The organism is Pseudomonas sp. ASL7 (assembly GCF_056680375.1).
Window position 1 is genome coordinate 5,142,072 of the sequence record NZ_CM155279.1, and the last position, 14,850, is coordinate 5,156,921.

At 57.9% G+C, this 14,850-nt stretch carries 11 protein-coding genes; 9 read left to right on the forward strand and 2 right to left on the reverse strand.

The genetic code is table 11. The annotated features are described in order from the left end of the window. Nucleotides 1-142: 142 nt before the first annotated feature. From gltB to hemE, 3 genes are all read left to right on the forward strand, one after another. Complete coding sequence (gene gltB, locus AC1MDT_RS23870; RefSeq protein ID WP_480419231.1) at nt 143-4,588, forward strand: glutamate synthase large subunit; 4,446 nt, start codon at nt 143-145, stop codon at nt 4,586-4,588. A gap of 33 nt (nt 4,589-4,621) precedes the next feature. Next, on the forward strand, nt 4,622-6,040 hold the full coding sequence (locus tag AC1MDT_RS23875) for an FAD-dependent oxidoreductase (protein ID WP_201115259.1): 1,419 nt from the start codon (nt 4,622-4,624) through the stop codon (nt 6,038-6,040). Between the two features lie 253 nt (nt 6,041-6,293). Then, nucleotides 6,294-7,358 carry a uroporphyrinogen decarboxylase gene (gene hemE / locus AC1MDT_RS23880; protein WP_480419232.1) on the forward strand — a complete coding sequence of 355 codons (1,065 nt, stop codon included), beginning with the start codon at nt 6,294-6,296 and terminating at the stop codon, nt 7,356-7,358. A gap of 151 nt (nt 7,359-7,509) precedes the next feature. Here the strand turns inward: hemE and AC1MDT_RS23885 are convergent, their stop codons facing one another. Then, on the reverse strand, nt 7,510-8,736 hold the full coding sequence (locus AC1MDT_RS23885; RefSeq protein WP_480422860.1) for an MFS transporter: 1,227 nt from the start codon (nt 8,734-8,736) through the stop codon (nt 7,510-7,512). Between the two features lie 166 nt (nt 8,737-8,902). On the opposite strand from AC1MDT_RS23885, the gene AC1MDT_RS23890 reads away from it, so the two are divergent. From AC1MDT_RS23890 to AC1MDT_RS23905, 4 genes are all read left to right on the forward strand, one after another. Further along, entirely contained in the window at nt 8,903-9,799 is an 897-nt protein-coding gene (locus AC1MDT_RS23890; RefSeq protein WP_480419233.1) for a LysR family transcriptional regulator, read from the forward strand. Between the two features lie 97 nt (nt 9,800-9,896). Continuing rightward, on the forward strand, nt 9,897-10,280 hold the full coding sequence (locus tag AC1MDT_RS23895) for a type II toxin-antitoxin system PemK/MazF family toxin (RefSeq protein WP_480419234.1): 384 nt from the start codon (nt 9,897-9,899) through the stop codon (nt 10,278-10,280). Between the two features lie 773 nt (nt 10,281-11,053). Next, entirely contained in the window at nt 11,054-11,344 is a 291-nt protein-coding gene (locus AC1MDT_RS23900) for a DUF6124 family protein (protein ID WP_480419235.1), read from the forward strand. Between the two features lie 311 nt (nt 11,345-11,655). Continuing rightward, complete coding sequence (locus AC1MDT_RS23905; protein ID WP_480419236.1) at nt 11,656-12,165, forward strand: DUF2846 domain-containing protein; 510 nt, start codon at nt 11,656-11,658, stop codon at nt 12,163-12,165. A 165-nt stretch (nt 12,166-12,330) separates the two neighbouring features. Here AC1MDT_RS23905 and AC1MDT_RS23910 read toward each other — a convergent pair whose 3' ends face one another. Further along, the gene (locus AC1MDT_RS23910; protein WP_480419237.1) at nt 12,331-13,293 is read right to left on the reverse strand and encodes an AraC family transcriptional regulator; all 963 of its coding nucleotides are present in this window, start codon (nt 13,291-13,293) and stop codon (nt 12,331-12,333) included. 67 nt (nt 13,294-13,360) lie between these two features. Between AC1MDT_RS23910 and AC1MDT_RS23915 the strand changes: the two genes are divergently transcribed. Together AC1MDT_RS23915 and AC1MDT_RS23920 are read left to right on the forward strand one after the other, a co-directional pair. Then, complete coding sequence (locus AC1MDT_RS23915) at nt 13,361-14,218, forward strand: sterol desaturase family protein (protein ID WP_480419238.1); 858 nt, start codon at nt 13,361-13,363, stop codon at nt 14,216-14,218. After that, nucleotides 14,215-14,808, forward strand: a complete 594-nt coding sequence (locus AC1MDT_RS23920; protein ID WP_480419239.1) for an NADPH-dependent FMN reductase — start codon at nt 14,215-14,217, stop codon at nt 14,806-14,808. Before AC1MDT_RS23915 ends, AC1MDT_RS23920 begins: the two co-directional genes overlap by 4 nt. Nucleotides 14,809-14,850 lie beyond the last annotated feature (42 nt).

Genomic DNA, 14,850 nt, shown 5'->3' on the forward strand with positions numbered 1-14,850 from the left:
AAATTTGTGAGCCTCTGTGTCGGTGTGTACAATGACCTCCCTTTTGCCCCCGCAAAGCCGGCGCACGTCCGGCGCGGATGGTAAGTGGTTGAATTGAAAAGAAATTTGCCTCGATAAGAGGCAGCCTGGTGAGAAAGTGTCTATGAAAGCAGGTCTGTACCAACCAGATGAATTCAAGGATAACTGCGGTTTCGGCCTGATAGCCCACATGCAGGGCGAGCCCAGTCATACCCTTTTGCAAACGGCCATCGAGGCCCTGACCTGCATGACCCACCGCGGTGGGATCAACGCCGACGGCAAGACCGGTGACGGTTGCGGTCTGCTGATTCAGAAGCCGGATGTGTTCCTGCGAGCGATTGCCCAGGAAACCTTTGGCGTCGAAATGCCCAAGCAATATGCGGTGGGCATGGTCTTCTTCAACCAGGACCCGGTCAAAGCCGAGGCCGCTCGCGAGAACATGAACCGCGAGATCCTGGCCGCTGGCCTGCAGCTGATCGGCTGGCGCAAAGTGCCAATCGACACCAGCGTCCTCGGCCGCCTGGCCCTTGAGCGCCTGCCACAGATCGAACAGGTGTTCATCGGTGGTGAAGGCCTGAGCGATCAGGACATGGCCGTCAAGCTGTTCACTTCCCGACGTCGCTCGTCCGTGGCCAACGCCGCCGACGCCGATCACTACGTCTGCAGCTTTTCGCACAAAACCATCATTTATAAAGGCCTGATGATGCCGGCGGATTTGACCGCCTTCTATCCAGACCTCAGCGACCAGCGCCTGCAAACCTCGATTTGCGTGTTCCACCAGCGCTTCTCCACCAACACACTGCCGAAATGGCCGCTGGCTCAACCGTTCCGCTTCCTGGCGCACAACGGCGAGATCAACACCATCACCGGCAACCGCAACTGGGCCGTGGCCCGTCGCACCAAGTTCACCAACGATCTGATGGACCTGGAAGAACTCGGCCCGCTGGTCAACCGTGTCGGTTCCGACTCCTCCAGCATGGACAACATGCTCGAGCTGATGGTTACCGGTGGCATCGACCTGTTCCGTGGCGTGCGGATGATCATTCCGCCAGCGTGGCAGAACGTCGAAACCATGGACCCGGATCTGCGGGCGTTCTACGAATACAACTCGATGCACATGGAACCGTGGGACGGCCCGGCCGGCGTGGTAATGACCGACGGTCGCTACGCGGTGTGCCTGCTCGACCGTAACGGTCTGCGTCCGGCGCGTTGGGTCACCACCAAGAACGGTTTCATTACCCTGGCCTCGGAAATCGGTGTCTGGAACTACCAGCCTGAAGACGTGATCGCCAAGGGCCGCGTGGGCCCGGGCCAGATCTTTGCCGTGGACACCGAAACCGGCCAGATCCTCGACACCGACGCCATCGACAACCGCTTGAAGTCTCGTCATCCGTACAAGCAATGGCTGCGCAAGAATGCCCTGCGCATCCAGGCGACCATGGAAGACAACGACCACGGTTCGGCGTTCTATGACGTCGATCAGCTCAAGCAATACATGAAGATGTACCAGGTCACTTTCGAAGAACGTGATCAGGTGCTGCGTCCGCTCGGCGAGCAAGGCTACGAAGCCGTGGGCTCGATGGGCGACGATACGCCGATGGCCGTGCTGTCCCAGCGCGTGCGCACGCCGTACGACTATTTCCGCCAGCAGTTCGCGCAGGTCACCAACCCGCCGATCGACCCGCTGCGTGAAGCCATCGTCATGTCGCTGGAGATCTGCCTCGGTGCCGAGCGCAACATCTTCCAGGAGTCGCCGGAACACGCCTCGCGCGTGATCCTCAGCTCGCCGGTCATTTCGCCGGCCAAGTGGCGCTCGCTGATGAACCTCGATCGTCCGGGCTTCGAGCGCGCGATCATCGATCTGAACTACGACGAAAGCGTCGGCCTCGAAGCGGCGATCCGCAACGTGGCCGATCAGGCTGAAGAAGCCGTGCGCAGCGGTCGTACCCAGGTCGTGCTAAGTGACCGTCGCATTGCTCCGGGCAAGTTGCCGATCCACGCTTCGCTCGCCACCGGCGCGGTGCACCACCGTCTGACCGAAAAGGGCCTGCGTTGCGACTCCAACATTCTCGTTGAAACCGCGACTGCCCGTGATCCACACCACTTCGCGGTGTTGATCGGTTTCGGCGCCTCGGCGGTCTATCCGTTCCTGGCCTACGAAGTGCTGGGCGACCTGATCCGTACCGGTGAAGTGCTGGGCGACCTCTATGAGGTGTTCAAGAACTACCGCAAAGGCATCACCAAAGGTCTGCTGAAGATCCTGTCGAAGATGGGCATCTCGACCATTACGTCGTACCGCGGTGCGCAGTTGTTCGAAGCCATCGGCCTGTCCGAAGAAGTCTGCGAACTGAGCTTCCGTGGCGTGCCAAGCCGCATCAAGGGTGCGCGTTTCGTCGACATCGAAGCCGAACAGAAAGCCCTGGCGGCCGAAGCCTGGAGCCCGCGCAAGCCGATCCAGCAAGGCGGCCTGCTGAAGTTCGTCCACGGTGGCGAATATCATGCGTACAACCCGGACGTGGTCAACACCTTGCAAGCCGCAGTGCAGCAGGGCGACTACAGCAAGTTCAAGGAATACACGTCGCTGGTGGACAACCGTCCGGTGTCGATGATCCGCGACCTGTTCAAGGTCAAAACCCTGGACACGCCGCTGGACATCAGCGAGATCGAACCGCTGGAATCGGTGCTCAAGCGCTTCGACTCCGCCGGCATCTCCCTCGGTGCCCTGTCGCCGGAAGCCCACGAAGCCCTGGCCGAAGCCATGAACCGCCTCGGTGCGCGTTCCAACTCCGGCGAAGGCGGCGAAGACCCGGCGCGCTACGGCACCATCAAGAGCTCGAAAATTAAGCAAGTCGCGACGGGCCGTTTCGGTGTCACCCCCGAATACCTGGTCAACGCTGAAGTGCTGCAGATCAAAGTCGCTCAGGGCGCCAAGCCCGGCGAAGGTGGCCAGCTGCCTGGCGGCAAGGTCAACGGCCTGATCGCCAAGCTGCGTTACGCGGTACCGGGCGTGACCCTGATTTCGCCGCCGCCGCACCACGATATCTACTCGATCGAAGACCTGTCGCAGCTGATTTTCGACCTGAAACAAGTCAATCCGAAGGCACTGGTCTCGGTGAAACTGGTCGCAGAAGCAGGCGTCGGCACCATCGCCGCCGGTGTGGCCAAGGCCTATGCGGACTTGATCACCATTTCCGGTTACGACGGCGGCACCGGCGCATCGCCGCTGACGTCGATCAAATACGCGGGCGCCCCGTGGGAACTCGGCCTGGCCGAAACCCACCAGACCCTGCGCGGCAACGACCTGCGCGGCAAAGTCCGGGTGCAGACCGACGGCGGCCTGAAAACCGGCCTCGACGTGATCAAGGCGGCGATCCTCGGCGCCGAAAGCTTCGGCTTCGGCACCGCGCCAATGATCGCACTGGGCTGCAAATACCTGCGTATCTGCCACCTGAACAACTGCGCCACCGGCGTTGCGACTCAGAACGAGAAGCTGCGTAAGGATCACTACATCGGGACCGTCGACATGGTGGTGAATTTCTTCACCTACGTCGCTGAAGAAACCCGTGAGTGGCTGGCCAGGCTGGGCGTGCGCTCTCTCGAAGAGCTGATCGGTCGTACCGATCTGCTGGAGATCCTGGAGGGCCAGACCGCCAAGCAGAATCACCTCGACCTGACGCCGTTACTGGGCAGCGATCACATCCCGGCAGACAAGCCTCAATTCTGCCAGGTAGACCGCAACCCGCCGTTCGACAAAGGCCTGTTGGCCGAGAAAATGGTCGACATGGCCACGTCGGCCATCAACGACATGAGCGGCGCCGATTTCGCCCTGGATATCTGCAACTGCGACCGTTCCATCGGTGCGCGGATCTCCGGTGAAATCGCTCGCAAGCACGGTAACCAAGGCATGGCGAATGCGCCGATCACCTTCCGCTTCAAAGGGACGGCCGGTCAGAGCTTCGGTGTGTGGAACGCCGGCGGCCTGAACATGTACCTGGAAGGCGATGCTAACGACTACGTCGGCAAAGGCATGACTGGCGGCAAACTGGTCATCGTTCCGCCGAAGGGCAGCGCCTACAAGACCCAGGACAGTGCCATCATCGGTAACACCTGCCTTTACGGCGCCACGGGCGGCAAGCTGTTCGCCGCCGGTACCGCGGGCGAGCGTTTTGCGGTGCGTAACTCCGGTGCCCACACAGTGGTGGAGGGCACTGGCGATCACTGCTGCGAATACATGACGGGTGGTTTTGTCTGCGTGTTGGGCAAGACCGGTTACAACTTCGGCTCAGGCATGACCGGTGGTTTCGCCTACGTGCTCGACCAGGACAACACCTTCGTTGACCGGGTCAACCACGAACTGGTGGAAATCCAGCGGATCAGCGGCGAAGCGATGGAAGCCTATCGCAGCCACCTGCAACGCGTGCTGAATGAATACGTCGAGGAAACCGACAGCGAATGGGGTCGTAACCTCGCTGAAAACCTTGACGACTACCTGCGTCGTTTCTGGCTGGTCAAGCCTAAGGCTGCCAACCTGAAATCGTTGCTTTCCAGCACCCGTGCCAACCCGCAGTGATATGCGCCTGAAGAGTTTGATGAGGTTTTAACAATGGCTGAACGTCTGAATAACGACTTCCAGTTCATCGATGTCGGGCGCAAAGATCCGAAGAAGAAACTGTTGCGTCAACGCAAGAAAGAGTTCGTAGAGATCTATGAACCCTTCAAACCCCAGCATTCGGCCGATCAGGCTCACCGCTGCCTGGGTTGCGGTAACCCGTATTGCGAATGGAAGTGCCCGGTGCACAACTTCATTCCGAACTGGCTGAAGCTGGTGGCCGAGGGCAACATCCTCCAGGCCGCCGAGCTGTCGCACCAGACCAACACCCTGCCGGAAGTCTGCGGCCGGGTGTGCCCGCAGGATCGTCTGTGCGAGGGTGCCTGCACCCTCAACGACGGTTTCGGCGCGGTGACCATTGGTTCGGTCGAGAAGTACATCACCGACACCGCGTTCGCCATGGGCTGGCGCCCGGACATGTCCAAGGTCAAGCCGACCGGCAAACGTGTCGCGGTGATCGGCGCGGGCCCTGCCGGCCTGGGCTGTGCCGACGTGCTGGTACGCGGCGGCGTGACCCCGGTGGTGTTCGACAAGAACCCGGAAATCGGCGGTCTGCTGACCTTCGGCATCCCTGAGTTCAAGCTGGAAAAGACCGTGCTGAGCAATCGTCGCGAAGTCTTCACCGGTATGGGCATCGAGTTCCGCCTGAACACCGAAGTGGGTAAGGACGTGACTGTCGAGCAACTGCTCGAAGAATACGATGCCGTGTTCATGGGCATGGGCACCTACACCTACATGAAGGGCGGCTTTGCCGGCGAGGACCTGCCGGGCGTGCATGACGCGCTCGATTTCCTGATCGCCAACGTCAACCGCAACCTGGGCTTTGAAAAGTCGCCGGAAGACTTCGTCGACATGAAAGGCAAGAAGGTAGTGGTGCTGGGCGGTGGCGACACGGCAATGGACTGCAACCGTACCTCGATTCGCCAGGGCGCCAAGTCGGTGACCTGTGCTTATCGTCGTGACGAAGCGAACATGCCGGGCTCGCGCAAAGAGGTGAAGAACGCCAAGGAAGAAGGCGTGAAATTCCTCTACAACCGCCAGCCGATCGCCATCGTCGGTGAAGACCGCGTCGAAGGCGTGAAAGTGGTCGAGACCCGTCTCGGCGAACCGGATGCCCGTGGCCGTCGCAGCCCTGAGCCGATTCCGGGTTCTGAAGAGATCATCCCGGCTGATGCCGTGGTCATCGCTTTCGGTTTCCGCCCAAGCCCGGCACCGTGGTTCGAACAGTTCAGCATCCAGACCGACAGCCAGGGCCGCGTTGTGGCGCCGGAACAAGGTCAGTACAAGCACCAGACCAGCAACCCGAAAATCTTCGCCGGTGGCGACATGGTTCGCGGTTCTGATCTGGTGGTCACGGCGATCTTCGAAGGCCGCAACGCCGCCGAAGGGATCCTGGATTACCTGGGCGTCTAAACCCCGATTCCGATCTGGAATGGGATCAATTGTGGGAGCGAGCCTGCTCGCGATAGTGGTAGATCAATCAACAGAGATGTTGAATGTGAAGCCGTCATCGCGAGCAGGCTCGCTCCCACATTGGTTTCCGGGTGTTGCGAAAACCGGGATTCCACCGCGACAAATTGACCCGATAGACAAAAGGCGCGGCTCTTGCCGTGCCTTTTGCGTCGCGCTCTGAGAAAATGCCCGCACTTTTTTTCCGGATGCCGACATGACTGCCCTGAAGAACGACCGTTTCCTTCGCGCCCTGCTCAAGCAACCCGTAGACGTCACCCCTGTGTGGATGATGCGTCAGGCCGGTCGCTACCTGCCTGAATACCGCGCCAGCCGTGCCAAGGCCGGTGACTTCATGAGCCTGTGCATGAACCCGGCGTTCGCGTGCGAAGTCACGATGCAACCGCTCGACCGCTACCCGCAGCTGGACGCGGCGATCCTGTTCTCCGACATCCTCACCATCCCCGATGCAATGGGCCAGGGCCTGTACTTCGAAACCGGTGAAGGTCCACGCTTCAAGAAAGTCGTCAGCACCCTGGCCGACATCGAAGCCCTGCCGATTCCTGATCCGCACAAAGACCTCGGCTACGTCATGGACGCGGTCAGCACCATCCGCCGCGAACTGAACGGCCGTGTGCCGCTGATCGGCTTTGCCGGCAGCCCATGGACCTTGGCCACTTACATGGTCGAAGGCGGCTCGTCGAAAGACTACCGCAAGACCAAAACCATGCTCTACGACAACCCGCAAGCCTTGCACCTGCTGCTGGACAAGCTCGCGCAGTCGGTCACCAGCTACCTCAATGGCCAGATCATGGCCGGCGCACAAGCGGTGCAGATCTTCGACAGTTGGGGCGGCAGCCTCTCGGCGGCGGCGTACCAGGAATTCTCCCTGACTTACATGCGCAAAATCGTCAGCGGCCTGATCCGCGAACACGAAGGTCGCAAAGTGCCGGTGATCCTGTTCACCAAGAACGGCGGCCTGTGGCTGGAAAGCATCGCCGACGCTGGCGCTGATGCACTGGGCCTGGACTGGACCTGCGACATCGGCAGCGCCCGTGATCGCGTCGGTAGCAAAGTCGCGCTGCAAGGCAACATGGACCCGACCGTGCTCTACGCCAAGCCGGAAGCCATTCGCGCCGAAGTCGGGCGGATCCTCGCCAGCTACGGCAAAGGCAGCGGCCACGTATTCAACCTCGGCCATGGCATCACGCCGGAAGTTGATCCGGAGCACGCGGGTGCTTTCTTGCGCGCGGTGCATGAGCTGTCGGCGCAGTATCACTAGTAATCGTGACGGGTTAACCAACACCCTGCTTTAGGTGGGAGCGAGCCTGCTCGCGAAGGCGGTCTGTCAGCCAACGTTTCTGTTGGATGTGCCGGCCTCTTCGCGAGCAGGCTCGCTCCCACAATTGTTTTTGGCTGACTGGAAACTGTGTTCAAGCCTTTACACCGCCAAGCGGTGGCAACTTCGCCAGCTTCAACGCGGTCAGCAGCGCAATCACCAGCAACGCGCCGATAAACAACCCGATCCCGTTCCACCCACCCAAGTGCCAGAACACCCCGCCCGCCGTGCCTGCAATGCTCGACCCGGCATAATAGCTGAACAGATAAAGCGACGATGCCTGCCCCTTGGCCTTGATCGCGCGACGCCCGATCCAGCTGCTTGCTACCGAATGCGCACCAAAGAAACCAAACGTAAAGATCAGCATGCCGATGATCACCAGCGGCAGCGGCGTGAACATCGTCAGCGCAAGGCCGGCAATCATCAACACAATCGTCGCCCAAAGCACTTTACGCCGGCCCAGCTTATCGGCCAGCGAACCGATTTTCGCCGAGCTGTAGATGCCCGACAGGTAGACCACCGACAGCAAGCCGACGAAGACCTGGTCCATGTGGTACGGCTCGGCGAGCAGGCGATAGCCGATGTAGTTGAACAGCGTGACAAATGCGCCCATCAGCACGAACGCTTCAAGGAACAGCAGCGGCAAGCCTGCGTCGCGAAAGTGCATGGTGAAGCCGTCGAGCAGGCTGCGTGGGTGCAGCGAGCGAGCGCGGAAGTTGCGTGATTCAGGAAGAATCTTCCAGAACACCGTCGCCGCGATCAGCGCCAGGCCGCCGATCACCAGCATCGCCGTGTGCCAGCTGACGAAGTCGATCAACACGCCCGTGATCAGGCGTCCGCTCATCCCGCCAATCGCGTTGCCGCCGATGTACAGGCCCATGGCGAGACCAATGTGCTGCGGGTGGATCTCTTCGCTCAGGTAAGTCATGGCGACCGCTGCCAGGCCGCTCAACGACAACCCGATCAGCGCACGCATTACCAACACGCCTTGCCAGCTCGGCATCATCGCGCTGGCCATGGTGCACAGGGCGGCGGCAAACAAGGCCGCAACCATCACCGGCTTGCGTCCGACACGGTCGGAGATCGGGCCGGTGATCAGCAGACCAATGGCCAGCATGCCGGTGGCCACTGACAGGATAAGACTGCTCTGCGCCGCGTTGATCGAGTACTCGTGGGACAGCAGCGGCATCATCGGCTGCACACAGTAAAGCAGCGCGAAGGTCGCGAAGCCGCCGGAGAACAGCGCCAGCACCGTGCGCATGAACATCGGCGTGCCTTTTTCGATGTAGATCTCCTTCAACTCAGAGACGTGATCATCCACGGCGGCGGGTGGAACTTCATGGGCGAGTGGGGCGACAGCTGTTTTCACTTCAGACCTCGGGAGGCGCAGCCGGACAGGCAATGAAAAAAGCATATAGCTGCCTAATGATTCAATCCAATATATTGTTCGACCTGTTTGAGAGGTTTTGCGACCTAATGGGGTTTTCATGGAATTGCGTCACTTGCGCTACTTCATCGCTGTCGCCGAAGAACTGCACTTCGGCCGCGCCGCTCAGGTGCTCGGCATCTCGCAACCGCCGCTGAGCCAGCAGATTCAGGCGCTGGAGCAAGAGGTCGGCGCGCGATTGTTCGAACGTACCAATCGTCGGGTCGAGCTCAGTGAAGCCGGTCGATTGTTTCTGGAAGAGGCACGGCTGGTGCTGGCGCAGGTCGATAAAGCGGCGGATGTGGCACGGCGGGCGCAGCTCGGCGAATTGGGCGAGCTGAAGATTGGCTTCACTTCGTCGGCGCCGTTCAACTCGACCATTCCCCAGGCGATTTTCTCGTTTCGCCAGCGCTTCCCGGCGGTGCACCTGAACCTGCGAGAAATGAGCAGCACCCAGGTCGCCGATGCGCTGGTGGATGAGTCGATTGAAGTCGGGATCATGCGGCCGCTGGGATTGCCCGACTCGCTTAGCGTGGTCGAACTGATGCGTGAGCCGCTGGTGGCCGTCCTCAGCTCCAAACATCCGCTGGTCAAGGACACTGAAGAGGGATTGTTTCTGTCGGCATTGGCCCTCGAACCTTTCGTATTTTTCCCACGTAGCTATGGCAGTGGTCTTTACGCACAATTACTCAGCTTGGCCCGGGATGCCGGCTTCAGCCCACACTTTGCTCAGGAGGCCGGCGAGGCGATGACCATCATTGGCTTGGTGGCAGCGGGATTGGGGGTGTCGGTGCTACCGGCCTCTTATCAGCGGATGCGCATTGATGGCGTGGTCTATCGGCCCCTGCTCGATCCTGAGGCGGTTTCGGCGGTGTGGCTGGTGCAGCGCAAGGATCAGAAGTCGCCGATGGCCAAGGCGTTTGTGGAGTTGTTGACGCGCAAGGTTGAGGGGATGTAAGCAAGTCGCTGAGCCGAGGACATTTCAAGTAATGGATCCGACTTAGTTATTTATCCGGTTGTTGCGCAGAATCGATTTCTTTCGACGAGTGCCACGGATGCCACTTCTCTATCAACCCAAGGAAGGCAGTGTACTGATTTGCGATTTCAGGGGGTATGAAGTCCCCGAGATGATCAAGGTCAGGCCTGTTGTTGTGATACGCAAGCACAGAACCAACAGCTTACTGGTGACGGTAGTGCCGCTGAGCACCACCGCTCCGGATCGAATACTTGAACACCATCTGGAGCTTCAAAGTCATCTTCAGGGTGCCAGTCCGACCTGCTGGGCAAAATGCGACATGGTTGCGACAGTAAGTCTCTCAAGGCTGGACCGGATCAAAAGCCGAGACCGTCAGGGGAAGCGTATTTATGTCATTTCACAACTTGAAACAGATGAGTTCTGCGCTATCAAAGTCGCGGTACGCAGTGCCCTCGGCCTGTGATGGCATGAGATGTGGCGCAATCGGGCAAACCGCCAGCCGTTGCCCTCGGTGCAGTTTCAAGCAATACTGCCCGCGTTCCCGAAAGGGGCTTGTGAGACTCTGAGGATCCTGGGCAACCAGCCGTCGCAGAGCCAGACAGGTACAGGGCGATGACAAGCCGACCTGTTTGTGAAGGGGCGCCGAAAGGCGCCCTTTGTCGTTGTGCGCCAGGCATGGCGCGTGTTCTTCCCGCGCAAGGTTGAGTTGCTGAAAGCGTGACTGCTGCGCAGTCATTCGCGAGCAGGCTCGCTCCCACAGGATTTTGCGGTGTGAACACGATTTCTGCTCCACCACCCATCCACTGTGGGAGCGAGCCTGCTCGCGAAAGCGTCCACAAATTCACCAGAAAGGGTGCAGTTGCCTATGCCAAAGCGGACGCTTCGCTGAAGGGCGTAGGACATTTCCGAACTGCCTCGAACAGGCCACAGCGCCTTGCGGCATTGCCTACAACTAATCCAGAATCCGCCGGCTTGTGCGCTTTTGGGGGCGTCGGTAACTTGATTCGCATCACTGATTTCCAGTGATCGGGTTTAGTAGCCCGGTTTCCTTCCCAAACGGCTGCACAAGCATCATTCAGTCAGGCATTCGCCTGCACTTGATGGTAGCTGTGCGCATGGCGCCCCAGGGCGCGCCGGATTTGGGTCGGTGTCCGGTCTACTAACTTGCGCACAGCTGCCACCCTTCCGTTTAGTAGCGAGACAGGTTGCGGCACTACTAGCAGGAAGACCTTCCCAATGTTTAAGTCAACTCCGAACCCACCGGACTCTGATCCGGTCACTCCATCCGAATCAACCGATTCTGAAACACGCCTACCGAGCAACATCTTCCTCATTGCCCCCGATATCGACAACCAGACCCTGCTGGAATACGCCTGTGAATCCCTGGCATCAGCAAATGTCATGGCGAGCGATTTCGCGAGGTATCTGGAGGGATCGCAGTGCAACACGCTGCTGGGGATTCAACAGTCGATCATGTTGGGGGAGCTGGCAGTAAACCGTGTGTTGGATAACCTCGATCCACCCTAATGCGTCAGGGCATTAGGACTCCCGAAAGGGGCTTGTGAGACTCTGAGGATCCTGGGCAACCAGCCATCGCAGAGCCAGACAGGTACAGAGCGATAACACGCTGACCTGCTTGTGAAGGGGCGCCGAAAGGCGCCCTTTGTCGTTCCGGCGTTACTGGTTGACTGACTCAATGTATGTCCAGCGCAGAAAAGTCAGCGGGGCGGTTACATTGATTGAATGGCTGATGCGCAAGCTAACGCCATAGCTTCAAGGTTTTGTTGGGTATGGCCGATAACTGTCACTGGACTCATCACAAACTATGGAGATACAGGATGTTCAAGCAGTTAACGCTCACCGCATTGTTGGCACTGACAGCTCTGACCGGTGGTTGTGCTTCGGTAAAGATGGCTGATGATAGCCAGGACGCTCAGGCCAAGACGTTCCAGGCCTCTCCCGACAAAGCCAATATCTACGTTTATCGCAATGAGAGCATGGGCGCCGGGGTGAAAATGCCGGTGACGCTCAATGGCAAGCCTGTCGGGCAAACTGTCGCCAAGTCCTATCTGATGCTGGCAGTCCCAGCGGGCCAGCAGATCCTGGTGTCTTCGGCAGAAAACGATTCAGAACTGAAACTCACCGCAGAAGCCGGCAAGAACTACTTTGTGTGGCAGGAAGTGAAAATGGGTTTCATCAAGGCGCGAAACAGTCTGCAAGTCGTCGACGACAAGACAGGTCGCGCTGGCGTTAATGAAAGCAAGTTGATTCAAGCTCAGTACAGCCCCTGTGCGCAGTGCGGGGGCTTCTTTAATCAGTTCGAAAAACTCGCCCGCTTTGTACTCTGACAGAGTGCTTTTGAGTGCGATCATTTCGGACACGTAATTGTTACGTCCGCTGAGTAATCGCCTTTCGGCGACGGCATGGAACCATCCATTGAAGTTTCGCAGCCCATTACTGAGTATTAGATAACGTATCTAAATCAGGGTAGGCTCGAAATATTCGGGTGGCCACTATTTCCTGTCACGCCATCGACTTCGTGCGTGGAGATAAGCAGTCAAATCACTGTAGCCCAATTGAGCTGCAATTTCCGTCAACGACTCTCCCTGCATTTCTAGATGCAGTTCCAGTTCTGCGCGAATCTGATCGAGTAATTGTCTGAAGGTCGTGCCCTGCTCTTCCAGACGCCTGCGTAATGTTCTGGGCGTCTGGTGCAGCGTCTTTGCCAGATGGTCCAGATTTGGCGTTTCACCTCTCGCCAGAGACCGTCGCGCACCTTCAGCAACCTTGGCTGACCAACCGCTGAAATTACGGTGTGCGGCAATCCTTCGATCCAGCTCCTGAGTCAATAACTCCAGCATCCCGTGATGACGGGTCTGCATCGGCAGGCTCAAGCTTCGAGCATCGAAATAGAGGCAGTTAGCCGCGCAGTCAAACTCGATACGATTGCCAAACCACTGGGTGTACTGCTTGTAATACGTGGGTCGCGAATGAATGAATTTTGCCAGCACTGGCTGCACATCCTGTCCCGTCCCCCGTCGTAACTGCGCGATGGACATTGCGCCGTAGTGTTCGACGACATAGCGCGCCAACTCTCCTGGCGCATCGACGCACAGTTCGATTCCGACACCGTTTTCGTCGTTCACCAATTTCACATTATCAGTGTCCGAGGCAAGCGGTGCGTACTTGGCCCAAAGGTGCATGGACGACAAAACGTCGGGACTGTACAGGCAAAGATAAGCCAACACATGCCAGTCCTGAGGCGTGAACAGCGAGAACAGTTTTAACCCGATAGCGGGGTCAATGCGCGCCGCCTCACGCCATAGCTGATTCAGTTCGATCAGGCTGTAATCCGCGGTTTTTCGGGAGGCCTGGCTATCAAGAAAGCGTTCCAGCACCTGGCCCAGCCTGCCGCGATGAAAGCGCTGGGGCGGGTAGTTGGCCGGTTCTAGCTCAATTCTGTCCATTTCGCGCATTGGGTGGGCTTGCTCCTGGGGCTCTAATGGCAATGCATTGCCCGCAAGGGCCTAAATCGAGAGTGCCATGAATATAACAATGCTCGTCAATCACCCTGCTGTGATAGTGGCCGGGATTTTCCTTGGCTTCATTTTGCTGGAACTTGCCTGCTCCTCGTTTCGTCAGTCGTCAGGTAGTAAACGTGACGCACTCATTGAAGTCGTCGGCTCCGGTTTATTAGTGATGGTCACATTCCCTTTAGTCATGTGGCTAAGTGGCTCGATATTAAATCAGGCCATCCCGGATATGAAGGGTGCGCTGTCCGGAATTCCATGGATCGCAGGATTTTCATTGTTTCTACTGCTGGATGACATGACCCAATATTGGTGGCATCGCCTGACTCATCGGGTTCCCGCTCTTTATAAATTGCATCGTGCACATCATTCCGCCCCCTATATGAGCATCCGCATTGTCTATCGTAACAACAGTTTCTACTACCTTTTGATGCCGGGCATCTGGCTATCAGGTGTGTTGATTTATCTGGGGCTTGCACCCGTTTATTACGTTTATTTGATTCTGAAAATGACTGTGATCTTCGCGGCACACAGCAGCGTTACGTGGGACGACAAACTTTATCGCATCCGCGCTTTACGCCCACTTATCTGGGTTCTGGAGCGAACCATCTCCACTCCATCCACTCACTCTGCGCATCACGGTTTGACTGCCGAGGATGGCGTGACGCATTACAAGGGCAATTTCGGCAACATGTTATTTTTATGGGACGTGTTGTTCGGAACAGCCAAAATTACCCGTAGGCGTCCGCCGGCATACGGTATCGAACACTTGTCACCGATAAGCTGGAAAGAAGAATTGTTCTGGCCAATCGTCCGCTCCCACCGCACCGTACCCAAGGTAAGCAACGCTAAACAGAAGGTGGCGCAATGAGCCGTCATATCGTTCTGCTGTCTGGATCGAATAGATCCAACAGTCAATCAGTCAAGGTTGCCAATTATCTGCGTGACCGATTAGAAGCACTCGAGCTTTGTGACTCAAGCGAACTGATAGACCTGGCTTCTAGTCCACTACCGCTTTGGCCAGAAGAAGACACTCAGAAAGTCTGGAGTGTCCAGCAATCCATCCTCAAAAAAGCAACCGCATTGATCGTGATTAGCCCTGAGTGGAATGGTATGGCTTGCCCGGCCCTGAAGAACTTCTTTTTGTACGCAGGGCTCGGTGAACTAGGGCATAAGCCCGCGCTTTTAGTGGGCGTTTCGGCTGGGCTTGGGGGCGCCTACCCCATTACAGAGTTGCGTGCTTCAAGCTACAAAAATAGCCGGATCCTGTATTTGCCTGAACAACTGATTATAAGAAACGTTGAATCGATGTTAAACAGCGAATGTCCTTCAGACGAAAATGATATTCGCATCCGCGCACGTGCCGACTGGGCTCTGCATATACTTTGTCAATACGATGAAGCCTTGCGCACGATACGACCGGCAATCAAACATCCGCCTGAGTTCTCTACCGGGATGTAAAATGGCCATGTTTCAAGGGCTGTTTAAATTAATTACACCGCT

Excerpts from the sequence above, each read along its gene's own strand:
- gltB (WP_480419231.1), top strand. The coding sequence starts at position 143 with ATGAAAGCAGGTCTGTACCAACCAGATGAATTCAAGGATAACTGCGGT.
- AC1MDT_RS23875 (WP_201115259.1), top strand. The coding sequence starts at position 4,622 with ATGGCTGAACGTCTGAATAACGACTTCCAGTTCATCGATGTCGGGCGC.
- hemE (WP_480419232.1), top strand. The coding sequence starts at position 6,294 with ATGACTGCCCTGAAGAACGACCGTTTCCTTCGCGCCCTGCTCAAGCAA.
- AC1MDT_RS23890 (WP_480419233.1), top strand. The coding sequence starts at position 8,903 with ATGGAATTGCGTCACTTGCGCTACTTCATCGCTGTCGCCGAAGAACTG.
- AC1MDT_RS23895 (WP_480419234.1), top strand. The coding sequence starts at position 9,897 with ATGCCACTTCTCTATCAACCCAAGGAAGGCAGTGTACTGATTTGCGAT.
- AC1MDT_RS23900 (WP_480419235.1), top strand. The coding sequence starts at position 11,054 with ATGTTTAAGTCAACTCCGAACCCACCGGACTCTGATCCGGTCACTCCA.
- AC1MDT_RS23905 (WP_480419236.1), top strand. The coding sequence starts at position 11,656 with ATGTTCAAGCAGTTAACGCTCACCGCATTGTTGGCACTGACAGCTCTG.
- AC1MDT_RS23910 (WP_480419237.1), bottom strand. The coding sequence starts at position 13,293 with ATGCGCGAAATGGACAGAATTGAGCTAGAACCGGCCAACTACCCGCCC.
- AC1MDT_RS23915 (WP_480419238.1), top strand. The coding sequence starts at position 13,361 with ATGAATATAACAATGCTCGTCAATCACCCTGCTGTGATAGTGGCCGGG.
- AC1MDT_RS23920 (WP_480419239.1), top strand. The coding sequence starts at position 14,215 with ATGAGCCGTCATATCGTTCTGCTGTCTGGATCGAATAGATCCAACAGT.